This is a genomic window from Brevibacterium album DSM 18261, assembly GCF_000426445.1.
In the GTDB taxonomy this organism is placed as follows: domain Bacteria; phylum Actinomycetota; class Actinomycetes; order Actinomycetales; family Brevibacteriaceae; genus Brevibacterium; species Brevibacterium album.
The window spans coordinates 481,213-506,669 of sequence record NZ_KE384526.1 but is presented as its reverse complement, the minus strand read 5'-3'; the positions used below and the strand labels follow the sequence as shown (position 1 = coordinate 506,669).

Annotated in this window: 18 protein-coding genes, 2 tRNA genes and 3 CRISPR repeat arrays; of the genes, 16 read left to right on the top strand and 4 right to left on the bottom strand. The window is 68.6% G+C overall.

Annotated elements, in window-relative coordinates:
• The first annotated feature begins 65 nt into the window (after nucleotides 1-65).
• Complete coding sequence (gene sucC, locus K318_RS0115885; RefSeq protein ID WP_029090204.1) at nucleotides 66-1,235, top strand: ADP-forming succinate--CoA ligase subunit beta; 1,170 nt, start codon at nucleotides 66-68, stop codon at nucleotides 1,233-1,235.
• 40 nt (nucleotides 1,236-1,275) lie between these two features.
• Nucleotides 1,276-2,175 (top strand): succinate--CoA ligase subunit alpha, encoded by a 900-nt coding sequence (gene sucD / locus K318_RS0115880; protein ID WP_029090203.1) that lies wholly within the window; start codon nucleotides 1,276-1,278, stop codon nucleotides 2,173-2,175.
• A 248-nt stretch (nucleotides 2,176-2,423) separates the two neighbouring features.
• Here the strand turns inward: sucD and K318_RS0115875 are convergent, their stop codons facing one another.
• Nucleotides 2,424-2,819: a universal stress protein gene (locus tag K318_RS0115875; RefSeq protein ID WP_029090202.1), complete on the bottom strand. Its 396-nt coding sequence runs from the start codon at nucleotides 2,817-2,819 to the stop codon at nucleotides 2,424-2,426.
• A gap of 176 nt (nucleotides 2,820-2,995) precedes the next feature.
• Here K318_RS0115875 and K318_RS23950 point away from each other — a divergent pair, with 176 nt between their 5' ends.
• Complete coding sequence (locus K318_RS23950) at nucleotides 2,996-4,870, top strand: class I SAM-dependent methyltransferase (RefSeq protein WP_029090201.1); 1,875 nt, start codon at nucleotides 2,996-2,998, stop codon at nucleotides 4,868-4,870.
• A 739-nt stretch (nucleotides 4,871-5,609) separates the two neighbouring features.
• On the opposite strand, the gene pdxR is transcribed toward K318_RS23950, so the two are convergent.
• The gene (gene pdxR / locus K318_RS22550) at nucleotides 5,610-7,187 is read right to left on the bottom strand and encodes a MocR-like pyridoxine biosynthesis transcription factor PdxR (protein WP_051298114.1); all 1,578 of its coding nucleotides are present in this window, start codon (nucleotides 7,185-7,187) and stop codon (nucleotides 5,610-5,612) included.
• 127 nt (nucleotides 7,188-7,314) lie between these two features.
• Here pdxR and pdxS point away from each other — a divergent pair, with 127 nt between their 5' ends.
• Nucleotides 7,315-8,232, top strand: coding sequence for a pyridoxal 5'-phosphate synthase lyase subunit PdxS (gene pdxS / locus K318_RS0115860; RefSeq protein ID WP_051298113.1), 918 nt, complete (start codon nucleotides 7,315-7,317; stop codon nucleotides 8,230-8,232).
• On the top strand, nucleotides 8,229-8,909 hold the full coding sequence (gene pdxT / locus K318_RS0115855; protein ID WP_425393461.1) for a pyridoxal 5'-phosphate synthase glutaminase subunit PdxT: 681 nt from the start codon (nucleotides 8,229-8,231) through the stop codon (nucleotides 8,907-8,909). The genes pdxS and pdxT overlap by 4 nt, the downstream gene beginning before the upstream one ends.
• 44 nt (nucleotides 8,910-8,953) lie before the next feature.
• Here pdxT and K318_RS0115850 read toward each other — a convergent pair.
• Both K318_RS0115850 and bcp read right to left on the bottom strand, forming a co-directional pair.
• Nucleotides 8,954-9,035: transfer RNA gene (locus K318_RS0115850), tRNA-Leu, on the bottom strand.
• Between the two features lie 27 nt (nucleotides 9,036-9,062).
• Nucleotides 9,063-9,536, bottom strand: coding sequence for a thioredoxin-dependent thiol peroxidase (gene bcp / locus K318_RS0115845; protein ID WP_029090198.1), 474 nt, complete (start codon nucleotides 9,534-9,536; stop codon nucleotides 9,063-9,065).
• Between the two features lie 179 nt (nucleotides 9,537-9,715).
• Here bcp and K318_RS0115840 point away from each other — a divergent pair, with 179 nt between their 5' ends.
• The 11 genes from K318_RS0115840 to cas2e all read left to right on the top strand — a co-directional run bounded on the left by K318_RS0115840 (nucleotide 9,716) and on the right by cas2e (nucleotide 25,085).
• Nucleotides 9,716-10,003: a DUF3618 domain-containing protein gene (locus tag K318_RS0115840; RefSeq protein ID WP_029090197.1), complete on the top strand. Its 288-nt coding sequence runs from the start codon at nucleotides 9,716-9,718 to the stop codon at nucleotides 10,001-10,003.
• Nucleotides 10,004-10,022: 19 nt separating this feature from the next.
• Entirely contained in the window at nucleotides 10,023-10,316 is a 294-nt protein-coding gene (locus tag K318_RS0115835) for a GroES family chaperonin (RefSeq protein WP_051298111.1), read from the top strand.
• Nucleotides 10,317-10,668: 352 nt separating this feature from the next.
• Nucleotides 10,669-11,367: a CRISPR direct-repeat array (repeat unit 29 nt; unit sequence GTGCTCCCCGCGGACGCGGGGGTGATCCG).
• A 214-nt stretch (nucleotides 11,368-11,581) separates the two neighbouring features.
• Nucleotides 11,582-13,565: direct repeats of the CRISPR family, unit length 29 nt; unit sequence GTGCTCCCCGCGGACGCGGGGGTGATCCG.
• A 244-nt stretch (nucleotides 13,566-13,809) separates the two neighbouring features.
• Nucleotides 13,810-13,882, top strand: a tRNA-Lys gene (locus K318_RS0115830).
• Nucleotides 13,883-14,008: 126 nt separating this feature from the next.
• Nucleotides 14,009-14,404: a CRISPR direct-repeat array (repeat unit 29 nt).
• Between the two features lie 1,156 nt (nucleotides 14,405-15,560).
• Nucleotides 15,561-18,725 (top strand): CRISPR-associated helicase/endonuclease Cas3, encoded by a 3,165-nt coding sequence (locus K318_RS0115825; protein ID WP_029090195.1) that lies wholly within the window; start codon nucleotides 15,561-15,563, stop codon nucleotides 18,723-18,725.
• A gap of 53 nt (nucleotides 18,726-18,778) precedes the next feature.
• Nucleotides 18,779-20,419, top strand: a complete 1,641-nt coding sequence (casA, locus tag K318_RS22545; protein ID WP_169721483.1) for a type I-E CRISPR-associated protein Cse1/CasA — start codon at nucleotides 18,779-18,781, stop codon at nucleotides 20,417-20,419.
• The gene (casB, locus tag K318_RS22540) at nucleotides 20,403-21,101 is read left to right on the top strand and encodes a type I-E CRISPR-associated protein Cse2/CasB (RefSeq protein WP_084500332.1); all 699 of its coding nucleotides are present in this window, start codon (nucleotides 20,403-20,405) and stop codon (nucleotides 21,099-21,101) included. The genes casA and casB overlap by 17 nt, the downstream gene beginning before the upstream one ends.
• A 53-nt stretch (nucleotides 21,102-21,154) precedes the next feature.
• Complete coding sequence (cas7e, locus tag K318_RS0115810; protein WP_029090194.1) at nucleotides 21,155-22,309, top strand: type I-E CRISPR-associated protein Cas7/Cse4/CasC; 1,155 nt, start codon at nucleotides 21,155-21,157, stop codon at nucleotides 22,307-22,309.
• On the top strand, nucleotides 22,306-23,031 hold the full coding sequence (gene cas5e, locus K318_RS0115805) for a type I-E CRISPR-associated protein Cas5/CasD (protein ID WP_029090193.1): 726 nt from the start codon (nucleotides 22,306-22,308) through the stop codon (nucleotides 23,029-23,031). The genes cas7e and cas5e overlap by 4 nt, the downstream gene beginning before the upstream one ends.
• Complete coding sequence (gene cas6e / locus K318_RS22535; protein WP_084500331.1) at nucleotides 23,012-23,767, top strand: type I-E CRISPR-associated protein Cas6/Cse3/CasE; 756 nt, start codon at nucleotides 23,012-23,014, stop codon at nucleotides 23,765-23,767. Before cas5e ends, cas6e begins: the two co-directional genes overlap by 20 nt.
• Complete coding sequence (cas1e, locus tag K318_RS0115795) at nucleotides 23,764-24,711, top strand: type I-E CRISPR-associated endonuclease Cas1e (RefSeq protein WP_156914075.1); 948 nt, start codon at nucleotides 23,764-23,766, stop codon at nucleotides 24,709-24,711. The genes cas6e and cas1e overlap by 4 nt, the downstream gene beginning before the upstream one ends.
• Nucleotides 24,711-25,085, top strand: coding sequence for a type I-E CRISPR-associated endoribonuclease Cas2e (cas2e, locus tag K318_RS0115790; protein ID WP_029090191.1), 375 nt, complete (start codon nucleotides 24,711-24,713; stop codon nucleotides 25,083-25,085). Before cas1e ends, cas2e begins: the two co-directional genes overlap by 1 nt.
• Nucleotides 25,086-25,457 lie beyond the last annotated feature (372 nt).

The following is a 25,457-nucleotide window of genomic DNA, read 5'->3' as shown; positions in this document are numbered from 1 at the left end:
CGGGGCGCTTCACCGGCGCGGAGTCCGCGTGCCGGGCGGTGCCAACAACACACGAAGGAAGACACGTGGATCTTTTCGAGTATCAGGCGCGTGACCTTTTCGAGGAGTACGGAGTTCCCGTCCTCGCCGCGAAGGTCGCTGACACCCCCGAAGACGCGAAGAAGGGCGCTGAGGCCCTGGGCGGCGGCACCGTGGTGGTGAAGTCACAGGTGAAGATCGGCGGCCGCGGCAAGGCCGGCGGTGTGAAGCTGGCTCACAACCCTGACGAGGCCGCCGAGCGGGCGGGTGAGATCCTCGGTCTCGACATCAAGGGGCACGTCACCAAGCGCGTCATGATCGCCGAGGGCGCAGACATCGCCGAGGAGTACTACTTCTCCATCCTGCTCGACCGTGCCAACCGCACGTTCCTCGCCATGTGCTCGCGTGAGGGCGGCATGGACATCGAGCAGCTCGCCGTGGAGCGTCCGGAGGCGCTGGCCAAGGTCGACGTCAACGCGATCACCGGCATCGACGAGGCGAAGGCGCGCGAGATCGCCGAGGCCGCGGGCTTCGACGCGGAGACCACCGAGAAGCTGGTGCCCGTCTTCCAGAAGCTGTGGGAGACCTTCAAGGGCGAGGACGCCTCGCTCGTCGAGGTCAACCCCCTCGTGAAGACCGGTGCGGGCGAGATCATCGCCCTCGACGGCAAGGTCTCGCTCGACGAGAACGCCTCCTTCCGCCACGCGAACCACGAGGACCTGCGCGACCTCGACGCGGAGAACCCGCTCGAGCTCAAGGCCAAGCAGCTCGACCTCAACTACGTGAAGCTCGACGGTGAGGTCGGCATCATCGGCAACGGCGCGGGGCTGGTCATGTCCACCCTCGACGTCGTCGCGTACGCCGGTGAGAACCACTCCGGTGTGAAGCCGGCGAACTTCCTCGACATCGGCGGCGGCGCCTCTGCCGAGGTCATGGCCAACGGCCTCAGCGTCATCCTGGGCGACGAACAGGTGAAGAGCGTGTTCGTCAACGTCTTCGGCGGCATCACCGCATGCGATGCGGTGGCCAACGGCATCGTGAAGGCGCTGGAGATCCTCGGCGACGCCGCCACCAAGCCGCTCGTCGTGCGTCTGGACGGCAATGCGGTCGAGGAGGGGCGTGCGATCCTCGCCGAGGCGAAGCACCCGCTCGTGACGCTCGTCGACACGATGGACGGCGGGGCCGACAAGGCCGCCGAACTGGCCGCAGCGAACTGATCTCTCGCGAACTGATCTCTGAAGAAGGACATACAGAACAATGTCGATTTTCCTGAACAAGGATTCGAAGGTCATCGTCCAGGGCATCACGGGCGGCGAGGGCACCAAGCACACCGCGCGCATGCTCGCGGCCGGCACCAATGTGGTGGGCGGCGTGAACGCGCGCAAGGCGGGCACGACCGTGGCCCACAAGGACGTCGCGGGCAACGATGTCGAGCTCCCCGTCTTCGCCTCGGTGGGCGAGGCGATGGAGGCCACGGGCGCTGACGTCTCCGTCGCGTTCGTGCCGCCGGCGTTCTCCAAGGACGCCGCGTTCGAGGCGATCGATGCGGGCATCGGACTGCTCGTCATCATCACCGAGGGCATCCCGGTGCAGGACTCCGCGGCGGTGTGGGCGCACGCCTGCGAGCTGGGCAACAAGACCCGCATCATCGGGCCCAACTGCCCCGGCATCATCACCCCGGGCGAGTCGCTGGCCGGCATCATCCCTGCGACGATCACGGAGTCCGGCCCCATCGGCCTCGTCTCCAAGTCCGGCACGCTCACCTACCAGATGATGTACGAGCTGCGGGACCTGGGCTTCTCCACCGCGATCGGCATCGGCGGCGACCCCGTCATCGGCACGACGCACATCGATGCGCTCGAGGCGTTCGAGGCGGATCCGGAGACCGAGGCGATCGTGATGATCGGCGAGATCGGCGGCGACGCCGAGGAGCGCGCGGCCGAGTACATCCGCCACAACGTCTCGAAGCCCGTCGTGGGCTACGTCGCGGGCTTCACGGCACCGGAGGGCAAGACCATGGGCCACGCCGGTGCCATCGTCTCCGGCTCCTCGGGCACGGCCCAGGCGAAGAAGGAGGCCCTCGAGGCCGCCGGCGTCAAGGTGGGCAAGACCCCCACCGAGACGGCGGAGCTGCTGCGCACGCTGCTCGGCCGATGAATCGCTGAGCGGGTGGCCGCGCGCGCTGGTGAGTCGCTGGGTTGGTGACTTCCTGGCCTGGTGACTCGCTGGGCGGAGCGGCCGCCGCCCGTGGTGCCGCGATCACTCATCCTTTCCGCGCAATTGCACGGAGACGGTGAGTGATCGCGGCTTTCGCGTTCTCGACGTCGCAAAAGCTCGGGTCGCACGTGCGATTGCACGTGCGACCCGAGCTTCTGTGTACGGGGCTGTCTGTGGCCGAGCCGAGGTCAGGGCTTGACGGAGACGACGGGCACCTCGGCGCCGAGGATGACGCGCTGGGCGGTGGAGCCCATGATGAGCTTGCCGACGGCGGAGCGCTTGCGGGAGCCGAGGACGATCATGCTGATGCTGTCGTCCTCCTGTTCGAGGGCGAGGAGCTCCTCTGCGGAGTCGTTGCCTCGCAGGCTCTGGCGGAGCTCGAACTCGACACCGGACTCCTCGAGGGAGGTGCGGAGAGCATCGAGCTCGCCCTTCTTGGCGATGCCCGGTTCCTCGATGACCTGCTGCCCGAGGCCGGCGTTGACGACGAGGAGCTTCTCGCCGCGGAGCTTCGCCTCCTGCACGGCGAAGGCCACTGCAGCATGGCCCTGGGGCTTGGGGGTGAAGCCTACGAGAATGGTCATTCTGCTCTCCTGTGGATCTGAGGGATCTCCGGGCACAACCCTATCCGTACGGGTGCGCGTTCTCATAGGCGGGGCCGGGCTGCCTGACGCGGGAGGGCGCGGGTGGTTCCCGCGTACGGGTGGGGCGGTGGTGAGCGTATGCGGAAAGGCGTCCGGCGCCTCGTAGACTCGTGGGCATGCCTGCTTCGCTGCTGCCCACAGGATCGCCCGTCGTCGAGGCCGGTGCGGACGGTGTGCGGCAGCGGTGCGCGGACGCGGCTGCGAGTCTGAGCGCCGCGTGCGCGCGGTTGGAGGCCGTGTTCCCCGGGTGGTCCGAGGGGCGGCCGACCGCCCGGCTCCTGCAGGAGTACCTGGTGGGCCGGGGCGCCGGTGCCCTCGATCTGTCCGGCAGGGTGCGGGCGGAGAGCGAGGTGTCCGGCGCGGCAACCGGAGGGTGCAAGGTGCCTGGCGAGGTTCGTGCGGAAGTCGAGGTCCCGGATGCGGTCGAGGAGGAGCGTGGCGCGTGCGGTGCGTTCCAGGTGGAGGGCCGGCGTGGTGCGGGAGCGGTCCCGTCCGTGACGCTCGTCCTGGACGATGCTGACGGTGCGCTGACCCTGGTGAGTGAGTCCGCGGTGGGCGGTCCGCATGTTGTGTGGTGCGATGAGGCATCCGCGGCGGAGCGGGTGGAGGCCGCGGTCGCGAGCGCGGCGGTTGCTGATACGGCGGCGGAGGGTCTCGCCGGACGCGGCGAACGTGCCGGATCTGCGCGGGGTGGCAGCGGTGCCGAGATCGTTGTCGATGACGATCCTGTGGGGCTTTCTGGGTGCGAGCGCGGACCCTTCGAGCAGGTGCGTGCGCGAGTGAGGGACATGCTGGCCGAGGACGGTGGTCGCCGCGGCGAGGCCAGCCTTCGCGGAGGGGCATCCGCCGAAGGGGATGCTTCTGCACAGGGGGAGGGCTCTGTCCGGGGTGAATCGTCTGTCCAGGGGAAGCCATCTGTCCAGGGGGAGGGCGCTTCTCCTGAGCAGAGGGTGCTGCGCGTGGTGCTCGCCGCTCCCAAACAGGTGGAGGCGCTGAGGGATGTGCTCGGTCTCATCGGGGCGATCGTCTCGGAGCTGGGAGGGTCCGACGGTGAGGGCATCTTGCCGGGGGCGGAGGCAGCAGGGGCTGCGGCGGCCGAGGCTGGAGGAGTCGAGGTCGAGCTGGTGCTTGCCGGGCGCGAGAAGCACATGACGCGGGCGTTCAATGCCGAGCTTGCGCGATGCTTCTCGCGCGTGGACGTCTCGCCGGGGGTGGCGAAGTCACGGCTGCTGATCGGCTCGGGCTGGATCAGTGACGGCGCGGGGGAGGCTAGTGCAGAGGGCTCGCCCGTGGCGGCCGTGCTGTCCGGCCCTCGGGTGAAGGACGGGGTTTCGGCCTATGGCGCCTGCTATGGCGGTGTCCGTGTCGACGGGGGAGCCCGGCTTCTCGCGGAGTCGGTGGCGAAGTGGCGTGCCGGGATCTTGGGGTCCTTCGACGAGGATCGTGCGCTGAGGATCGTGGACCTGGGCTGCGGGAACGGGTGGCTGCTGAGGGAGCTCGGGCGGGTGTTTCCTCATGCGGCGCTGGCGGGTGTGGATGACTCCTGGGCGGGTGCGGCCTCGGCGAGGCTGACGCTTGCCGGTGCCGGTGCCGGTGCCGGTGCCGGTGCCGGTGGTGACGGTGATGGTGGAGCGCGCGCTGGAGTCGGCGCTGGTGGTAGGGGTGCTGGCTCTGGTGATTCTGGTCGAGGTGCACCCGTGATTCTGCACGCCGATGGCACGGCACCGCTTCCGTGGGCGGACGGGTTCGATGAGAGCAGCTTCGATGTGGTGACGCTGAATCCGCCGTTCCACGATGGGACGGCGGTGACGACGGAGATCGCGCACGAGCTCATCAATGCTGCGCATGCACTTCTGCGTCCCGGCGGTCTGCTGGTGCTCGTGCAGAACTCGCATCTGCGGTATCGCAGTCACCTCTCGCACAGGTTCGCGCGGGTGGAGCAGTGGGCGCGCGACCGTCGCTTCACCGTGCTCGCAGCCTGGAAGGGGTGAGGGGCTGAGTGCGCTCGAGCATACGGGGAGCGTGACGTCTTCCGGAGCGATCTCGAGTCGCACGACGGATCACCCCCGCTTGTGCGGGGAGCGCACGCAGACCCTAGAAATGGGTGTCGACATCAGCGGATCATCCCCACCTACGCGGGGAGCACGATTGGTTACAGCGTGCGCAGATCACCCTGAGAGGATCACCCCCGCCTACGCGGGGAGCACGGTTGCGCCTATAGAGGCTTCAGGGTCATCCCTGCATATGCGGGGAAGATGGGCGCTTGACTGAGTCTAGGCCGAAGTGGGACTGGCCGTCTCTGTTACTGAGGAGAGCATGACCGAGTTCGAAGCAAAAGATGTCCGTGGAGGATCATCCCCGCTTATGTGAGGAGTACTTGACGTCGGTACTGTATGTCGACGTGCTGCTGGAGTCGCCCTGCTTGCGGAGGGAAGGTGGCGAGGCCGCGTGCTCTGAAGGACGCAGCCAACGATCGAGAATCTTCATTGTATGAAGCATCTATAGCCATACTTGCGCAACGCTACAATGGGCAGTCAGATGTTGTCCATTCGTCGTGATGGACAGGAGATGCAGAGGGGCTGACGATGGGGTGTCACGATGAAGTCAGATGGCTCGCTGGTCACGTATTCGGACGGTTAGCCCGATTCATGCGCAACAGAGTCGTTGCTTTGCAGCGTCGACGGGTGACCAGGGCGCAGTATCAGTGTGGCTCTGTTTGTGTCCCGCGTATCAGCAGGCACTGTGTGAGAGCGCGCGAGAGACGATGCGTGCTGCGGCGATCACCTCCTCCTCGGAGACATCGGCGCAGTTGAGCACCAGACCGTGGGACGTCTCAATGGGGAACGCAGCGGTCGGAGACATCGGTGCGGAAGACGCCAAGCCATCAACCCCCACGCCCCAGTACCCGCCGAGGTCTCCCACGCGCACGCCCTGGGCGAGGCACGCCTCGGCGACGGCTCCGGCCTGCTCCGCATCTGCCAGCCGCACCACGGCGTGCGCCCCGGAGACCATCTCGACGTCCCACTCGGACAGCGCCTCGAGCAGCTGCCGGCGCCTCCGCACCAGCTCGCGGCGACGGCGGGTGATGCTGCGGCGCAGGCCGCCCGAGGACAGATAGCGCGCCACCGCGCGCTGCGCGATGACCGAGGCCCCGGAGCCCAGGTCCTCACGTGCCTCGGAGAGTGCAGGTACGAGGGCCGGCGGCGCGATCACGTACCCCACTGCGGCCTCGGGGGTCAGCACCTGCGTGAACGTGCCCAGGTGCACCACGGACTCCGGAGCCAGGTCCCAGAGCGTGGGCAGGGGCGCGCCGACATGCCGGTAGTCGCTGTCGAAATCGTCCTCGATGACGAGCTGACCGCGTTCGGCGGCGAGCCGCAGGACCTCGATGCGGCGAGGAGCGGGCATCGCGGCGCCGGAGGGGAAGAGGTGGTTGGGCGTGAGGAGGAGTGCGTCGGCCGAGGCCGGGAGCTGTGACGTGATCACCCCTTCCGCATCCGTGGGCGCCGCCAGAGTGGGCATCTCCAGCCTCCGCAGCACTCGGCGCAGCCCCGGATAGCCGGGCTCCTCGACGGCGACGGGTGCCAGGGACTCCCGCAGAGCCGCCAGGGTCAGCACCAGTCCGTCGCGAGCTCCCGCCGTGATGACCAGATGCGCCGGGTCGACGGGCATCGAGCGCATGAGGCGCAGGTGCTCGGCCACCGCGTGCCGCAGCTCGGGCAGGCCCTGCACGGAGGACGAGCGGTGCTCTGTCGCCATGTGAGCACCAGAGGATGTGCGGCGAGGCCTGGTGGTCATGTCCGGTCCATCGGGCGCTGTCGCCGCGCTCCGCCAGGCCTCCCGCCATGAGGGATCGTCCATCCGCGGCGCAGTGCGGCGGTGCGGGCTGAGGTCGATGCGGGCCTCGTCGTCTGCCGGCCGGGGGAGTGCCGGCGCCGAGGCCGCCTCGCCTGCTCCCCTCCCGGCCGGACCCTGTGTGGCCGGGATGTCCACGACCGGGGCGTCCGGGCTCGTCCCGCCCCGGTGGACCGTCAACGAGCTCCGTCGCAGCCCGCCCGCCTCCGGATGCACCCGTGTGGTGCCGCCCGGGCGGCTGACCAGGTAGCTCTCCGAGATCAGCTGATCGTAGGCGGCGACGACGGTTCCACGGGAAACCCTCAGTGCGGCCGCGAGAGCGCGTGTCGAGGGGACCGCCTGGTCCGGGCCCAGAGCGCCCGAGCTCACCAGCCCGCGGACGCCCGCGGCGATCTGCGAGGACAGCGGAGTCGCGGCGGAGCGGTCGAGGACCAGGGGGAGGGCGGCGCTCATACGCGGAAGTCTATGGACGCACATTCCAACTGGTCCACTCAAAATGCCTGTGACTGGACCTTCTGCCGGACCACTTGGAGCGCGCATGCTGGTTCCGGCATATCGTCCCCAACCTCCAGGAGCACTCATGACCACCACCGCTGCAGACTCCCTCACCGTGTCCGACCTCGACACGGGCGAGCGCCTCAACACCGGCCTCGCGCGCATGCTCAAGGGCGGCGTCATCATGGACGTCGTGACCCCGGAGCAGGCGCGGATCGCCGAGGACTCCGGTGCCGTCGCAGTCATGGCCCTCGAGCGGGTGCCCGCGGACATCCGAGCGCAGGGCGGCGTGGCGCGCATGAGCGACCCGGACCTCATCGAGGGCATCATCGGCGCGGTCTCGATCCCGGTCATGGCCAAGGCGCGCATCGGCCACTTCGTGGAGGCGCAGGTGCTCCAGTCGCTCGGTGTGGACTACATCGACGAGTCCGAGGTGCTGTCGCCGGCCGACTACGTTCATCACATCGACAAGAGCGGCTTCGAGGTGCCCTTCGTCTGCGGTGCGACGAATCTGGGTGAGGCCCTCCGCCGCATCACGGAGGGCGCATCCATGATCCGATCCAAGGGCGAGGCCGGCACCGGCGACGTCTCCGAGGCGATGCGGCACATCCGCACCATCCGTGCGGAGATCGCCCGTCTCTCCGCGCTCCCCGCGGATGAGCTGTACGTGGCGGCGAAGGAGCTGCAGGCCCCGTACGCGCTCGTCGCCCAGGTGGCGCGCGAGGGTCGCCTGCCCGTCGTCACCTTCGTCGCCGGGGGAGTGGCGACACCGGCGGATGCGGCGATGATGATGCAGCTCGGGGCGGATGGCGTCTTCGTGGGCTCGGGGATCTTCAAGTCCGGCGACCCGGCCGCACGCGCGCGTGCCATCGTCCACGCCACCACCCACTACGAGGATCCGGCGGAGATCGCCCGGGTCTCGCGGGGCCTGGGAGAGGCGATGGTGGGCATCAACGTCGCCGATCTGGCGGCGCCCCACCGACTCGCAGAGCGTGGCTGGTGACCGCTCCGCCCATGGGCGAGGCCCCTGCCGAGGCGGCTCCGGCCGCGGCAGCCGGCCTGCGCCTCGGCGTCCTCGCACTTCAGGGAGCAGTGACCGAGCATGTGGACCTGCTGCGGGGACTGGGTGCCGACGTGATCCAGGTGCGTCGTCCCGAGCAGCTCCCAGGCCTCGCCGGCCTCGTGGTGCCCGGCGGCGAGAGCACTGCGATCGGGCGCCTCGCCGCTCCGCTGGGCCTGCTCGCGACGGTGCGCGCTCGCATTGCCGAGGGCATGGCCGTGCTGGGGACCTGTGCGGGGCTGATCCTCCTGAGCGAGGCGCTGGAGGCCGAGTCGCCCGATCGGTTCGCGGGTCTCGAGCGGATCGGCGGACTCGATGTCACGGTGCGGCGCAATGGCTACGGGCCGCAGACTGCGTCATTTGAGGCGGAACTCGAGACCGGCCTCGGCGACGGCTCTTCGCTGCGGGCCGCCTTCATCCGAGCGCCTCTCATCGTCGAGGTGGGCCGGCGCGCCGAGGTGGTGGCCCGCCTCGGCGACCGCCCTGTTGCGGTGAGGCAGGGGCGGGTGCTGGCCGCGACGTTCCACCCGGAGATCACGGGGGAGGACCGGCTGCATCGGGAATTCGTGCGGCTTGCGGCCGAGGCGGCGCATGAGCTTCCGGGAATGGCGCTCCGATGAGCGAGGCGCCGGGCATCGCGAGTGCGGTGCCCGGCGCCTGTCTGTGCGCGTGGGGGGACTCGAACCCCCACGTCCGCAGACACTGGAACCTAAATCCAGCGCGTCTACCGATTCCGCCACACGCGCGCGGCGGCCAGTCTATCGAAGCGGGGGTCAGGCCTCGTCGATGCCCAGATCCTTGCGCAGGCGGGCGACGTGGCCCTTGGCGCGGACGTTGTACTTCGCGAGCTCCACGGTGCCCTCGGGGTCGACGACGACGGTGGAGCGGATCACGCCCTGGACGACCTTCCCGTAGTTCTTCTTCTCGCCGAAGGCGCCCCAGGCGGTCATCATCTCCCTGCTCGGGTCCGAGAGCAGGGGGAAGGTGAGGCCGTCGCGCTCGGCGAACTTCTTCAGCTTCTCCGGGGAGTCCGGGGAGATCCCGAGGACCTGGATGCCGTGGGCGGTGAGGGCCTCGAGCGAATCGCGGAAGTCGCAGGCCTGGGTGGTGCACCCCGGTGTCATCGCGGCGGGGTAGAAGTACACGACCACGCTCCTCCCGCGGAAATCGGAGAGTGAGACGGGGCTCCCGTCCTGGTCGTTCAGGGTGAAGTCCGGTGCTGCGTCGCCGGGTTCGAAGCGCGTCATGCGTGTCCTCGCTGTTCCTGCTGGGGTCCGGGGTGCCGGGGCGGTGCGGCCCGCGGTCGTTCCCAGCCTATCGGCGCACGTGGGAAGATCGCGCGCGGGCTGGGGCTTCGCGGTAGGCTCAGTGGCGAGCGGTGCGAGGGCACCGGCAGAGACGGATCCACGCCATAGGAAGTGAGCGCATGTCCAGCAATGTGTACACCTCGGACGTTACGGTCGACACCGCGACGCGCGAGCAGCTCGTCGAGTCCATCCGCCTGCGCGAGCAGCGTCTTGCCGCCAATGTGGATGAGCTCGTAGGCCGCCTGCACCCCAAGGCGCTGGCCGCGCGGGCTGCGGACTCCGCCAGGTCGCTCGTCGTCGCCGAGGACGGATCGCCTCGCGTCGACCGGATCGCAGCGGTGGGCGGTGCGGTGCTCGCGGCGGCTGGTGTGATCGGCTTCTTCGCCTTCCGGGGCCGCCGTGGCTGAGCAGGGCCCTCATATCCGCATGCTTCACGACCGGATCCTGGCGGAGCCGGCGAAGGAGGGCGGGGAGCGCAAATCGTCTGCGGGCATCCTCATCCCGGCGACGGCCTCGGTGGGCAAGCGCCTCGCCTGGGGCTCGGTCGCGGCGGCGGGGCCGCTCGTCCGGCAGGTCGAGCTGGGTGACTCGGTGCTCTTCGATCCCGAGGACCTCGCCGAGGTGGAGATCGAAGGGGTTGCGTACGTGTTGCTGCGTGAGCGCGACGTCCATGCGATCGCCGAGGCCGATGCGGATGAGGCGACCGGCCTCTATCTGTGAGGACGGCGTTGGTGTTCTCCGGGGCTTTGCCGGCTGGCCTCTGCGGCTGGCCTCTGCGGCTGTTCTCGGCCGGGAGAACTGCTTGATTCTGCGTCGGAGGTCTGAGCTCGGAGGGTGGCGCTGAGCTCGTACGGCGCTTGATGGAAGATCCCCCGCCTGTGCTGAGGCGCAGGCGGGGGATCTTCGTGCTTGCAGGGCTGGGAACGGCGGTGCGGGCAGGGTGCATTGGGGCCGATGTGGGCTGAGCGGAGAGCTTTGCTGCGGGCGGGGAGTGCGACGGCTTCGCGCAGGGAGTGCGACGAAAGTGAATGTAGAATCGCAGGTGAGCGGATAAACCTGCTGGTCAGGAAGTGTGCTCCCCGCGGACGCGGGGGTGATCCGGTGCCCGATCCTGATTTCCGCTGGCAGGGCATGTGCTCCCCGCGGACGCGGGGGTGATCCTGGATGTAGGTCGCGAACTTGCTCGACGCGGTGGTGCTCCCCGCGGACGCGGGGGTGATCCCGCCGAGACCATCATCTCCGGACTGCGCGAGACGTGCTCCCCGCGGACGCGGGGGTGATCCCGGACTGGTCGCTCCAGAACTTTCGCTCATCCGTGCTCCCCGCGGACGCGGGGGTGATCCTCACGCCACCACGGTTGCATATGCAACCGTGGTGTGCTCCCCGCGGACGCGGGGGTGATCCTTCCCGCTGGGGCGAATGTCGTGCCCCGGCGAAGTGCTCCCCGCGGACGCGGGGGTGATCCCGGCGGTTTCCGCGCCTGGCCTTTGCTGACGGAGTGCTCCCCGCGGACGCGGGGGTGATCCCGGATGGACCGCCTCTACCTGCGCTGGATCGAGGTGCTCCCCGCGGACGCGGGGGTGATCCCAACATCAACAACGACCCGAAGGTGGATGCCGCGTGCTCCCCGCGGACGCGGGGGTGATCCGGTCGCGCCTCGCGCAATCGTGCTGAAGCAGTGGTGCTCCCCGCGGACGCGGGGGTGATCCGTACGACAGGGTCACCCCCGCCGGTGCAGGGAAGTGCTCCCCGCGGACGCGGGGGTGATCCGGGCCTCGTGGATGAACTGCACGCCAACGAGACGTGCTCCCCGCGGACGCGGGGAGCACACCTTCCGGGGCTCGCGAGTGCGGCCCCGGGAGGGATCACCCCCGCGTCCGCGGGGAGCACAACGCCGCCAACGCGAACTCGGTGCTCAAGCAGGGATCACCCCCGCGTCCGCGGGGGTGATCCGCATCCGCCTTGTCCACGTTCGCGAGTTCGGCCGTGCTCCCCGCGGACGCGGGGGTGATCCGCGTGCGTGGATGTGTCGGGCTTGGTGGGCGAGGTGCTCCCCGCGGACGCGGGGGTGATCCGAACGTCAGCCCGGGCGCATGGGAGAAAGCCGGGTGCTCCCCGCGGACGCGGGGGTGATCCGTCGGTGACGGTCATGCCGAGACGCTCTTCGAGGTGCTCCCCGCGGACGCGGGGGTGATCCGTACAGATGCTGGGCCGGGGGTGTGAGGCTCCGGTGCTCCCCGCGGACGCGGGGGTGATCCGGTGGGGATGGGACTACCCGCACGATCCTGACGGTGCTCCCCGCGGACGCGGGGGTGATCCCACCCAAGGCGGATTCCCACTCCTCACCAGCATGTGCTCCCCGCGGACGCGGGGGTGATCCCGGTGGTTTCACGCCCGCGCCTCCCTCACGGGTGTGCTCCCCGCGGACGAGGGGGTGATCCCTCGTGCGCCTGCCCAGGCCACAAGGCCGGTACGGTGCTCCCCGCGGACGCGGGGGTGATCCGAGTACTACTCGTGCCTGCACGCCGAGCCCACAGTGCTCCCCGCGGACGCGGGGGTGATCCGTCGCACCCTGCGATGCGGACTTGGCGCGGTCGGTGCTCCCCGCGGACGCGGGGGTGATCCGGTGAAGGCGCTGGAGGCGAAGGTCGCGGAGGAGTGCTCCCCGCGGACGCGGGGGTGATCCTTCACGACTCGCGAGGGCCAGCAGGTGCGCACAGTGCTCCCCGCGGACGCGGGGGTGATCCGCACGGGAGCTCCGAGTAATGCTTGCCGTACCAGTGCTCCCCGCGGACGCGGGGGTGATCCTCCGCGAACGGCGACGAGCGCGTCGAGAAGGAGGTGCTCCCCGCGGACGCGGGGGTGATCCGGAGCGCCGGGCCGCGCACCTCACCGCAGAGGAGTGCTCCCCGCGGACGCGGGGGTGATCCGGAGGCCCGGGCTCGTATGCTCGACGCCGAAGCGTGCTCCCCGCGGACGCGGGGGTGATCCCTCCCGGGGCCGCACTCGCGAGCCCCGGAAGGTGTGCTCCCCGCGGACGCGGGGGTGATCCCTGCTTGAGCACCGAGTTCGCGTTGGCGGCGTTGTGCTCCCCGCGGACGCGGGGGTGATCCTCCCGCGTCGAGGGCGAGCCTGTGCGCCCGATAGTGCTCCCCGCGGACGCGGGGGTGATCCCCATCCGCCAAGATGATTCCGTGGGCAACGCCGGTGCTCCCCGCGGACGCGGGGGTGATCCGGCGGCTGACCGCCCCATTCGCTCCGCCCATTCGTGCTCCCCGCGGACGCGGGGGTGATCCGTACGCGCCGGGCAGGCTCGCAGTGACGCGCTGGTGCTCCCCGCGGACGCGGGGGTGATCCGGCGGCTGACCGCCCCATTCGCTCCGCCCATTCGTGCTCCCCGCGGACGCGGGGGTGATCCGTACGCGCCGGGCAGGCTCGCAGTGACGCGCTGGTGCTCCCCGCGGACGCGGGGGTGATCCGGCGGCTGACCGCCCCATTCGCTCCGCCCATTCGTGCTCCCCGCGGACGCGGGGGTGATCCGTACGCGCCGGGCAGGCTCGCAGTGACGCGCTGGTGCTCCCCGCGGACGCGGGGGTGATCCGGCGTCACGGAGCTGCAGCTGGGGTTCGTCTCTGTGCTCCCCGCGGACGCGGGGGTGATCCGCCCTGGTTGAGTACGCCGGTGGTGTTGAGGATGTGCTCCCCGCGGACGCGGGGGTGATCCCCCCGCCGTTGCGCGGGACGAACGTGAACGGGAGGTGCTCCCCGCGGACGCGGGGGTGATCCGGTGGAGTGGCGCGGCGTCGTCCAGGGAACCGTGTGCTCCCCGCGGACGCGGGGGTGATCCCAGGCATGGCCGACGCCGCTTCGGGACACAGGCGTGCTCCCCGCGGACGCGGAGGTGATCCCCTGCCGAACTACGTGGGAGAGCTCTTCTCCGCGTGCTCCCCGCGGACGCGGGGGTGATCCGGAGCCGACCGTCCCGCCCACCCTGTCTTGGATGTGTTCCCCGCGGACGCGGGGTGATCCCTGAATGTGAGGGTCGTGACGGTGCCGTCGTCCGTGCTCCCCGAGGATACGGGGATGGTCCGGCTGCGTGCTGGCGTGAGCTGGGTGGCTCGCGTTCTCTGTGGGGTGTGGTGGATGTCTCGGTGGTGGGGGTGGGGTTTGGTTTTCTTTGTGTGGGGTGGGTGTGTAGACTTTCTTCTCGTTGCGCACCTCTAGCTCAATTGGTAGAGCAACTGACTCTTAATCAGTGGGTTCCGGGTTCGAGTCCCGGGGGGTGTACCGGTGGAGGTCCTTCATCAGGCGTGGTGCTTGGTGGGGGACCTTCGTGCATCTCGGGCGTGACTGGGTGTGTTGTAAGTGAATGTAAAGTTGTGGGTCGTCGGATAAACTTGCTGGTCAGGAAGGGGTGCTCCCCGCGTAGACGGGGATGATCCGAAATCCGACTGCGGATACTGAGAACGCAATCCGTGCTCCCCGCGTAGACGGGGATGATCCCCCGCCGCAGGCACCGCACGCCGCCTCCGCCACGTGCTCCCCGCGTAGACGGGGATGATCCGGTGTTGCGCAAGACGGTTGCCACGACGCTCGGGTGCTCCCCGCGTAGACGGGGATGATCCGATGTGGGCGATGCGCACTGGCGTTGACCTGCAGTGCTCCCCGCGTAGACGGGGATGATCCCGCCCGCCAGGACGCCATCGGCGGGGTCTACGCGTGCTCCCCGCGTAGACGGGGATGATCCGGCCCAGGGCAACGGCGAGCAGGACCGTCGTCAGTGCTCCCCGCGTAGACGGGGATGATCCGACGCGCATGGACGTGGTCTTGCCGGTCTCGGCGTGCTCCCCGTCTACGCAGGGAGTACGCCTGCTGCTACGGCTGAGGATTGACCGGCGGGGGATCATTCCCGTCTACGCGGGGAGCACAACACCAGCCTGCCGGCCCTGCCGGAGGGCTACGGATCATCCCCGCCTACGCGGGGAGCACGTGATACCGATGGACTTTGCGTCGGCAAGCAAGGGATCATCCCTGCCTACGCGGGGAGCACCGGGCTTGCGCCGAGAGGCTCTTCCCTGCCGCCGGATCATCCCCGTCTACGCGGGGAGTGCCGGGGGAGCATCGCCTACGACTACTACCAGCGGGGATTATCCCCGTCTACGCGGGGAGTGCGCCGGGTGGTGAGAACGCGACGGAGAAGCGGTTCGGATCATCCCCGTCTACGCGGGGAGCGCAATCTGTATGTGGGAGCCACCCCCGCCATCCGCGGACCATCCCCACCTACGCGGGGAGCACATCCATGAAATGAGGTGAAGGTCCTCTCAGTGCGGATCATCCCCGCCTACGCGGGGAGCACTCATCGGATATTCACCCCCTGTTTCGATAAACGGGATCATCCCCGCCTACGCGGGGAGCACTTGCGCACGCCAGAACCCTCGCCCGGGTCGGTGGGATCATCCCCGCCTACGCGGGGAGCACTCATCGGATATTCACCCCCTGTTTCGATAAACGGGATCATCCCCGCCTACGCGGGGAGCACTTGCGCACGCCAGAACCCTCGCCCGGGTCGGTGGGATCATCCCCGCCTACGCGGGGAGCACACTTCCTGACCAGTAGGTTTATCCGCCGGTACGCGAGTTTGCATTCACTTTCGATGCATCTGCCCGCACCTGAGCCGCCGAGGATCGTCCCCGCGCCTGCGGGGAGCGGACATCCAGTGCAAAGGCAGTGCGGATCACCCCTGGATTCCGGGAGCAGCCTCTGCGTTACACGACTGGTTATGTCCGTGCCTGATCGTACCCTCGGGGTATGTGTAAGCGGAACGAGACCGTAGTTGTCCCGAGCTTCTGCAACTGCGCAAATTTTTTTCAAAGACAGTGGTAGATTTCGACCCCTCCACCCGCTACGCTTCGACTATCGTGCCAGTGATCCAGTGTCCCCGGCAACGCAGCCAGGAGGTGAAGCAGTGAACTTCGATGGTGAGTTCGCCAACCAGCTCTGGGCCAAGACGGGCAAGGACGAGGTCGGCGAGATCGACTCATGGCTGCCCCTTCCCGTGCATTTGAGGGACACCGCGGAAATCGCACGCCTGCTTGCGCGGCACCGTTTGTCGCGACAGCAGCGAGCGACCATCGAACCGACGCTGCCCGCTGACACCGCACTGGAAACCCTCGCGTGGCTGCTGGGCGCCCTCCATGACATCGGCAAAGCCGGTCCCAACTTCCAGGCTCAGTGTCGACCGCTTGCCGCCGAGCTCTTCCAGCGCACTTTCGAACTCACCGGGGACGCAGCTCACACGCTCAACGTCGAAGATGCCGACGAGATCAGCAGTCAGTCTGAGTTCCCCCACTCCGCGGCCTCCGGAGTCATCACCGCCCGTGTCCTCGCAGAGGAGTACGGCCTGCGCACCGCACCGAGGCCCGCCAGCGGCACGGGAATGACGAAGAGGCCGGCCAGCCCGGGCCGCCCCTTCCCCGCAGTCCTCCAGCTCGCAAGCATCGTCGGCGCCCACCACGGGATCACCGCACCAGAAGGCACCGCGAGGGACTACATCCTCGGCGGAGACCGGTGGCCGCTGCGGCTGGGCACGTGCGAATCGCCCTGGCACCGCGTTCAGCGCCACCTCGCTCGCACCCTCATCGACGAGTCGGAGCTGGACCTGGACGGCTGGCGTGACCCTGACCTCCACCTTGAGGCTCCCGTGCTCTCCCTCCTGACCGGACTTGTCATCCAGGCGGACTGGATCGCATCAAACCAGGAGCTCTTCCCGCTGATCGGCCTTGACGAGGACATCACCGCCTGTGCCCCCTCATCGCAACGTGCTGCCGCCGCATGGAAGGCACTCAGTCTGCCGCCTCGCAGTTGGACCCCCGTACCCGAGGCGGACCCCGCCTTCGCTCTCCGCTCACGTTTCAGCCTCCCCGCGGGAACCCTGCCCCGTCCCGGCCAGCTGGCCGCCCATGCCGCCACCATCGGACTCCTCGAACCGGCCCTCCTCATCCTCGAGGACGAGACAGGGGCAGGGAAGACGGAAGCCGCACTGCTCGCCGCGGAGAACCTCGCCGCTCTCACCGGCGCCTCGGGCGTGTACATCGGCCTCCCCACGCAGGCGACCGCCAATGCCATGTTCCCCCGTGCCCAGGCGTGGGTCGCGCACATGCGGGCGGAGGAGGACGAGGCGGCCGCGGTGATGGGCCTTGCGCACGGCAAGACCGCGCAGAACCGCGAGTACCAGAATCTGCGCCGACGCACCGGCCAAGCCCGCCGGGCAGAGCAGGCGCACGGTGGGCGGGAGCATGACCAGCTCGGCCGGGGTATAGACGCAGACGGTTCGCCGGTCGTCCCCCTCAGGGATGATCGCACCCTGCCCGACGAGGCGAGCGTGGACGACGGCAACAGTCCAACCGCAGCCGCTCCACGTCCTGCACGGATCCTCCGCCCCACCGTTCACTCCTGGCTCGCCGGCAGGAAGAAACAGCTGCTGTCCGATTTCGTCATCGGTACCATCGATCAGCTGCTCATGGCCGCACTGAAGTCCAGGCACCTCATGCTCCGGCACAGCGGCCTCGCGGACAAGGTCGTCATCCTCGACGAGGCCCACGCGGCAGACACCACGATGCAGGTCTTCATGCGGAGCGCCCTTGTCTGGCTCGGATACTGGGGAGTGCCCACCATCGTGCTCACCGCCACGCTGCCGCCCGCACAGCGCACCGCCCTCATCGAGGCATACCAGCGGGGCCGTGCGGCCGACCCCCGCCGAGTCCTCAGTGCCAACCAGCAGTCCTCCTCTGCCCCGCACCCGGGCCAAGCCTCGCACTCGGACGAGGCGATCTACCCCGCACTCACTCTCGCGACCGCCTCCGAGGTGAAGGTCGTCCCGGTGGAGGGCCGCCCGCCCCGCCGCGTGCGACTGCAGGAACTCGACGACGATCCGGCCGTGCTGCTCGACACTGTGCGCGCACTGAGCCGCGACGGCGGATGCATCGCAATCATCCGCAATTCGGTGCGACGCGTGCAGGAGACGGCCGGCCTGCTGCGCGAGGAGTTCGGCGAAGACGCCGTGACGGTCGCGCATGCCGGCTTCACCGCTACCGACCGAGCCGAACGGGATCGCATGCTACTCGAGCTCTTCGGCCGGGACAGCGCGCACCGACCGGCGTTCTCGCTGGTAGTGGCATCACAGGTGATAGAGCAGAGCCTCGATGTCGACTTCGATGCGGTCATCACGGACATGTGCCCCGCAGACCTCCTCATCCAGCGGCTCGGCCGCGTGCACCGTCACGGAGGACGGTCCCGGCCTGCACCGCTGCGTGAGCCCGTCTGCTACCTCACCGGCATACCCGACTGGTCCGCGCGGCCGCCGATGCCCGACCCCGGCTGGAAGCGGGTCTACGGCGCACACCTCATCCTCCGCTCCATCGCCGCCGTTCGCGAGGTGTGCGGGCAGAACGGCGTACTCACGACCCCGGATGACGTACCGGCGCTCGTCCACCGCGTCTATGGAGAGCACCCCCTTGGACCCGCAGACTGGCAGCCCGCTCTGGAGAAGGCGCGCAAAGAGCACCTGGAGAAGCAAGCGTGCGCCGAGCGCCTGGCTGACCAGTGGGTGACCGTGCCCACCGGATCCGAGACCACCGGTGAGCAGGGACTCGACGGCTGGCTCAACGTCGGCGTCGGCGAGGCCGAAGATCCCTATGGCAGACAGTACGGACAGGTGCGAGACGGCAGTGAGTCCATCGAGGTGCTCCTCGTTCTCACCGACGGCACGGACTGGCGCACGCTCGACTGGCTGCCGCGCACCGCCGGTGCGCCCATTCCCTCCGGTGACGTGCCGCGGCACATCGCCGAGGCAGTGGCCAGCAGCGCCGTCCGGCTCCCCTTCCGCATGGCGTCGGGCGACGACGGGAGCGCCGTCATCACCGCACTCGAGAAGCTGGGCCGTGCGGAATTCCAGCGCTCGCCCCTGCTGCGCGGCCAGCTGATCCTGCCGCTGGAGGAGACCTCAGGCGACGACGAGACCGTGCAGTACACCGCCAGAGTGGGGAAGTGGATCGTGACCTATGATCTCGCCGACGGCCTGTCAGCCTCGGATTCGACCGACGTGACCAGCCCAGGGAAGGGGACCCGATGATGAGCCTGAGCACAGCAGTCACTCCAGTCGAGGAAGGCGCGGACAATACGCCGGTGGAACCGTACTTCAACCTCGTGGACGAGCCGTGGATTCCGGTTCTCCGCACGGACGGTTCTGCCGGTGAAGCATCCCTGCTCGAGGTGTTCGAACAGGCCGAGAGCATCCGTCAGCTCCACGGCGAGCTCCCCACCATGCGACCGGCGGTGCTGCGCATCCTCGTGGTGATCCTCGCCCGGGCTGTGGGCTTGCCGCGCAATCCCGAGGACTGGGAGGAGAAGTACGATCGCGGTTGGGCCCCCGTTGTCGAGGCCGTGCGTGAGTACCTGAGTCGCCACCGGGATCGGTTCTGGCTCCGGCACCCTCACGAGCCCTTCTTCCAGGTCGCGGACCTCGGACCTGAGAACGGTGCGACCAAGGGCCTCGGGGCGATCGTCGCGGACTTCCCCACGAACGTCGCGGCCTTCACCCAGCGCGGCCCGGCGAGCCTGGAAAGGATGAGCCCCGCGGAGGCGGCGCGCTGGCTCGTGCATACGCAGGCGTATGACACCTCGGGCATCAAGACGCCGGACCGCAGGGACCCCCGCCAGCAGAAGGGCAAGGTCTACCCGCAGGGCACCGCCTGGCTGGGCAAGGGTGAGGTGCTGGTGGTCGGCTACAAGACCCTCATGGACGCTCTCCGTCTCAACTGCGTGGCCCCCGACTACGCCGAGGTGATCACAGGCCCCGCCGATCTCCCGCCGTGGGAGCGCACGCACCCCGGCCCCTGCGCGGAGTTCGAGACGCCCGCACAGCCGGAGGGCTTCCTCCAGGTCTACAGCTGGCAGGCACGCAGGGTGAGGCTGGTCTTCGAGGATGAGGACGTGACTCAGGTGGTCCTCTGCTACGGCGATCCGCTCGCGGAGCAGAGTCGACAGAAGTTCGACCCGATGATGACGTGGCGCTACAGCAAGCCGCAGAGCGCGAAGTTCAAGGCCGACGTCTTCATGCCCGGCATCGTCGACCCATCCAAGGACGTCTGGCGCAGCTTCGCCGCCTGGCTGCCCACACGTGCCCAGAAGGCGGCGAGCGATGGCCCCCCGCCCTTCCTGGAGCCGGGAGTGCTGCGCTGGGTGGGCGCGCTCGCCGCGGCGGACAAGCTTCCGCTGGAGTTCATGCCGGACATCGGCCTCTATGGCGTGCAGTACGGCCCGCAGAGCGCGACCTTCGCAGACCTCGTGGACGAATCCCTCGAGGTTCCACCGTTCCTGCTCGATCCCGAGGCCAGGGACTCTGCCCGAACGGTCCTCGACGCGATCAAGGATGCGGACACGGTGGCATGGTATCTGGGCACCTTCGCCGTCAACCTGGCCCGGTCGCGTGGGGTGGATGAGGCCGTGACCCCGCGGACGGAGGCCAGGGAGCGTGCGTACCAGGAGTTCGGTGCGGCGTTCTCCAGTTGGTTGAAGAAGCTCAAGGCGAATACGGAATGGACGAGGGCGCGCAGAGCCTGGCAGCAGAAGCTGCGTTCGGAGACGCGCGCTCTCGCACAGGAGCTCGCGGACGAATCCGGTGAAGAGGCATACATCGGCCGCATGGTCGACCAGGAGAACGGCGCATGGATGAACGTGCAGATCGCAGAGGGGTACCTGTACCGAGGACTGCAGAAGACCCTCACGCTGGCTTTCAAGGAGGACAACGATGACCACCGTCGCTGAGACGCCGCAGACACCTGCACCCCGCAAACGGTCACGGTCACGGCCGCTGGGCCGGGCCGGTCGGTTCGTCGAGGATCGCGTGCCCGGACTTCAGAAGGAGTATCGCGATAATGAGCCCAAGGCACGGGCAGTGCTGGCACGCCTGCGCCATGCTATCGACACGGAGCCGGGCATGGCCTGGGAGGTGAGTGAGCATCTCATCCCGGGCGACGATTTCTTCACAGAGGACGAGTGGCAAGGTGATGCGCCCACCAAGCAGGAAGTTGCCATCCATATCGCCATGACCACCTATGCGCTGCACCAGCAGTCCAAACAGGAGCGGCGCATGCACAAGAAGGATGTATCGCTGGCCGCGGCGGCGCGGGCCCTCGCGGAGGACCCGGACGAGCCGATGGATCGCACCCGGGTGTGGGAGCGCTTCGCCAAGCTTGCCCAGGCGGAATCGGTCTCCGGGCTGCTTTGGCAGCTGCGCGGCCTCATCACCCTGCTGCGTCGCAGGAACATCCCCCTCGACTACGCCGTGCTCGCCGATGACCTGGTGGACTGGCAGGATCGCGGTCGCCGCATCCGGGTCCAGCGCCGGTGGAGCCGTGACTTCTTCCGCGCACGCAGGCACTCGAACGACGGTCTCGGCGAGGAGCTGGAGAGCCCTGAGGACACGGCACCGTCCGCTGAAGACTGAACCCGAGCCGCATCGACGCACGCACCCGCGCACTCACACAGAAGGAGACTCCCATGAGCAAGGCATTCCTCGACATCCACATCATCCAGCCCGTGCCGCCCAGCAATGTCAATCGTGATGACACGGGCGCACCCAAGACCGCCTTCTACGGCGGCGTCCGCCGTGCACGCGTCTCGTCCCAGGCGTGGAAGCGCGCGACGCGCAGTGCGTTCCACGGCCTCGTCGACAAATCCCGTCTGGGCGTGCGCACGCAGCGGGTGATCGAGCAGATCGCGGAGAAGATCGCAGAGATCGACCCGGCGCTGAAGGGCGAGTCGGAAGCGCTGGCCGCAGAAGTCATCAAGACGGTGGGCATCACCACGGAGAAGCCCAAGCCCAAGAAGGACGAAGCAGGCCAAGACGTCGTGAAGGCGGAGGAATCGGCCTACCTCGTCTTCTTCAGCAGCCTCCAGATCGAGAAGGCCGCGCGGAGGGCCGTCGAGGACCAGCATGCGGGCATCAAGCCGAACAAGAAGATCTACAAGGCGATCCTGCAGCAGGACAACTCCCTCGACATCGCGCTGTTCGGCCGCATGATCGCGGATCTCACGGACCTGGGTGTGGACGCATCCGCGCAGGTGGCCCATGCCCTCTCCGTGCACGCGGTGGAGAGCGAATCGGACTTCTACACTGCGGTGGACGACTGGAAGCGCAACGACCCTGACCGCGATGCCGGGGCGGGCATGCTCGGCACCATCGAGTTCAACTCGTCCACCCTGTACCGCTATGCGACGGTGAGCCTGCAGCAGCTCCACGAGAACCTCGGCTCCGCCGAGGCCGTGCGCGAGGCTCTCACCGCATTCGCACAGGGCTTCGTCGAGTCGATGCCTACCGGCAAGGCCAATACCTTCGCGAACCAGACGCTGCCCGCCGCGGTGGTGTTCGCAGTGCGCACCGATCGCCCGGTGAGCCTCGTCGGTGCCTTCGAGAGGCCGGTGACGCAGGACGGCGGGTTCACGGCCCCGGCGGTGAAGGAGCTTGTGAAGCACGCGAAGGACCTCGCGGGAACCTACGATGCGCCGGTGGGCTACTGGACTGCGGGAGCCGGGGAGCTCGCACAGCCCCTCGACGAGCTCGCTGAGCGCGCCTCCCTCCGCACCGCCGCCGAGGCCGCCGCGAGCGCGGCGCTCGAGAAGGCGGGACTTGCCGGCACCGGGGGGAGCCAGTGAGCACCCTGCTGCTCCGCCTGGCAGGCCCCATGCAGTCCTGGGGAGTGAAAGGACGCTTCACCCGCAGGCCCACGGAGCTGCATCCCACCAAGAGCGGGATCGTGGGACTGCTCGCGGCGGCAGAAGGCCGACGGCGCACGGATCCCATCGAGGACCTCGTGAAACTGCGGATGGGAGTGCGGGTCGAACAGCCCGGCAAGCTCATGCGGGACTTCCAGACCGCGAGCCGTCCGGGCGTCACTGCGCCGCTCTCGTACCGCTACTACCTCAGCGATGCGGTGTTTCTCGCTGGGGTCGAGGGCCCGCGGGAGGTGCTGGAGGGGCTGGACAAGGCGCTGGCCTCGCCGACATTCCCGCTCTACCTGGGCAGGCGGGCATTCCCGCCCGAGGGGCGGCTCAGCCTCGGAATCGAGGGCGACTCGCTCTCTGATGTTCTGGAGCAGCGCCCCTGGGATGCGAGCCCCATGGTGATGGAGGAACGGCGGAGCAGGGTCGTACGGCTGCGCATCGTTCGCGATGTCGAACCGGGGGAGGACCCGACGGCGACGCTGGAGGACGCACCGGTGAGCTTCGACCCGGATCGCAGACTGTTCTCCTCGCGGGCGGTGAGGGACTACGAGATCGAACAGCCCAATCCCAAGGCTCCTGCGGGCGCGCCCGGCCACAGTGACCATGATCCCTTCGGCTACCTGGGAGAGATGAGTGTTTCTCAGCAGATGTGAACTCAATTCGGCCCGGCGGGGGACCTGGCGGCTGCTGAGCTCTCCGCAGATGATGCACGCGGCCGTCGAGGCCTCGTTCCCGAGCGCTGATGTGGTTTCCGGGGCCTCCGGCGCACCGGAGGGCGCTCGGGTGCTGTGGCGTGTGGACAAGGGCGAACACCATCCGCTCCTCTACGTGGTGAGCCCGCAGCAGCCGGACTTCACGCACATCGTGGAACAGGCCGGCTGGCCCACGCAGCCACGCTGGGGCGTGGCGGAGTACGGCCGGCTGCTGGACGATCTGCGGGAGGGCCAGCTGTGGCAGTTCCGTCTGGCGGCGAATCCGGTGAAGCATGCTCCTGGTGCCAAGGGCCAGCGCGGGAAGCGCACGGCTCTGCTGACCAGGAACGACCAGGAGGTGTGGCTGCTGAGGAGGGCACAGAGGATCGGCCTCTCCTTCGACATGTCTGTCGAGGAGAGCGGTGAGAAGCCCGAGGCGGTGGTGCACGGGCCGGTGTCGTTCCGTGTCGAGGAGCGGGTGACGCTGAACTTCAAGCGAAAGGGCAGTCCTGTGACGGTGAGCAGGGCGCGTTTCGACGGAGTGCTGCGAGTCGCGGATCCGGACGCTCTGCGGGCGGCCTTGACACACGGCGTGGGGCCGGCCAAGGGCTACGGCTGCGGTCTGATGACGCTGGCACCCGTGCCGGGTGGCGCCTCGGCGGCGGGCTCTTCCTCCGGTGAGCCTCCGGGGGAGTGAGCGGAGTGCAGGGATCCCGGCCGCTCGAGCGGTACGAACTCACGCGGATCAGGGACCGGGCCTCGTTCCTGTACGTGGAGAAGGCGACGATCGCCCGTGATCGCAATGCGCTGACGATCCGGGCCGAGGAGGGCGTCACCTATGTGCCCGGGGCCGGTCTGGCGTGTCTCATGGCTGGCCCTGGCACGCGGATCACCCACCAGGGGATGAGCCTGCTGGGGGAGTGCGGGGTCTCGACGGTGTGGGTGGGGGAGCAGGGAATCCGCTACTACGCGCACGGGCGTTCGCTGGCGGCCTCGACGCGGTATCTGGTGAAACAGGCCGAGCTGGTGTCGAATCCGCGTTCGCGGGTGGCGGTGGCGCGGGCGATGTATGCGATGCGCTTTCCCCAGGAGGACGTCTCCGGGCTCACGATGCAGCAGTTGCGGGGGCGTGAGGGCGCGCGAGTGCGGAAGATCTATCGGGAGGAGTCCGAGCGGACCGGGGTCGAGTGGAATCGGCGGGACTTCGATGCGGAGGATTTCGACGCGTCGGATGAGATCAACAAGGCTCTCAGCGCGGCGCACACGTGTCTGTACGGGCTGGTGCATGCGGTGATCGCGGCGCTGGGTGCCTCCCCCGGACTGGGCTTTGTGCATCACGGACACGAACGGGCGTTCGTCTACGACGTAGCCGACCTCTACAAGGCCGAGGTGACGATTCCCACGGCGTTTGAGGTGACGGCGGAGAACCCGCCGGACATCGGCTCGGCGGTGCGATACCGGGTGCGCGACTCGATCAGCACGGGCAGGGTGATCGAGTCGATCATCCGGGATGTCACGCAGCTGTTCTTCTCTGCGGACGAGGTGGATGCCGCGCTCGACTCGCTGGCCGGTGACAATGTCATCAGTCTGTGGGACCCCAAGGGTGCGGTGGCCGGCGGTACGAACTACGAGGACTTCTGATGGTGGTGATCGTCGTTGCGGCATGCCCTGCGGGTCTTCGCGGGGAACTTACTCGCTGGCTCTTGGAGGTTTCGCCGGGTGTGTTCGTCGGAAAGCTCTCGGCGAGGGTGCGGGAGCGAGTGTGGCAGCGGGTGCTGGACGGCGTCGGCACGGGGCGAGCGTCGATGGTGTGGTCTGCCCGGAACGAGCAGGGGCTTGAGTTCGAGACCCACGGTGAAACCTGGGCGGTCGAGGATTTCGACGGGCTGAAGCTCATCACGCGGCCTGCACCGGAGCAGACTCGCATCCGGCAGCGAGGCGAGCGGCTCGACCAGTCCGAGCAGGGCGGCCTGCAACAGGGGTGGAGCATGGCGGCGCGGCACCGGAGAAGGTGAAGGGTGTCGGGAATCGGGGGAGCTGTTCGCGTTGGCGCAGGTCGATGGTGTCGTCCTCGCATGTGGGATGGGCCCGGCCTGTTTGTCGTTGGGGCCAGAACCTGCCCGGTGTACGCAGGGCGGATCCGCATGCGACGCTGCGGTCGTTGATGGTGAGCGTGCCCTGCACACGCAGGCGGGAAGGTCGGGGGCGGGACAGGCCGCGAGCACGTCGAAAGTGAATGCAAACCAGCGAATCGTCGGATAAACTCGCTGGTCAGGAAGTGTGCTCCCCGCGTAGGCGGGGATGACCCCATGGCCACGGTGAGGAAGACCGGGCCGAAGAGGTGCTCCCCGCGTAGGCGGGGATGACCCTCGCCGCGAGCATTGACG

Coding starts and splice junctions, on each gene's coding strand:
- K318_RS23950 (WP_029090201.1), top strand. CDS start 2,996: ATGCCTGCTTCGCTGCTGCCCACAGGATCGCCCGTCGTCGAGGCCGGT.
- K318_RS0115875 (WP_029090202.1), bottom strand. CDS start 2,819: ATGACCATTCTCGTAGGCTTCACCCCCAAGCCCCAGGGCCATGCTGCA.
- K318_RS0115835 (WP_051298111.1), top strand. CDS start 10,023: ATGCTTCACGACCGGATCCTGGCGGAGCCGGCGAAGGAGGGCGGGGAG.
- sucD (WP_029090203.1), top strand. CDS start 1,276: ATGTCGATTTTCCTGAACAAGGATTCGAAGGTCATCGTCCAGGGCATC.
- bcp (WP_029090198.1), bottom strand. CDS start 9,536: ATGACGCGCTTCGAACCCGGCGACGCAGCACCGGACTTCACCCTGAAC.
- cas7e (WP_029090194.1), top strand. CDS start 21,155: ATGAGCAAGGCATTCCTCGACATCCACATCATCCAGCCCGTGCCGCCC.
- cas2e (WP_029090191.1), top strand. CDS start 24,711: ATGGTGGTGATCGTCGTTGCGGCATGCCCTGCGGGTCTTCGCGGGGAA.
- K318_RS0115840 (WP_029090197.1), top strand. CDS start 9,716: ATGTCCAGCAATGTGTACACCTCGGACGTTACGGTCGACACCGCGACG.
- pdxS (WP_051298113.1), top strand. CDS start 7,315: ATGACCACCACCGCTGCAGACTCCCTCACCGTGTCCGACCTCGACACG.
- pdxR (WP_051298114.1), bottom strand. CDS start 7,187: ATGAGCGCCGCCCTCCCCCTGGTCCTCGACCGCTCCGCCGCGACTCCG.
- casB (WP_084500332.1), top strand. CDS start 20,403: ATGACCACCGTCGCTGAGACGCCGCAGACACCTGCACCCCGCAAACGG.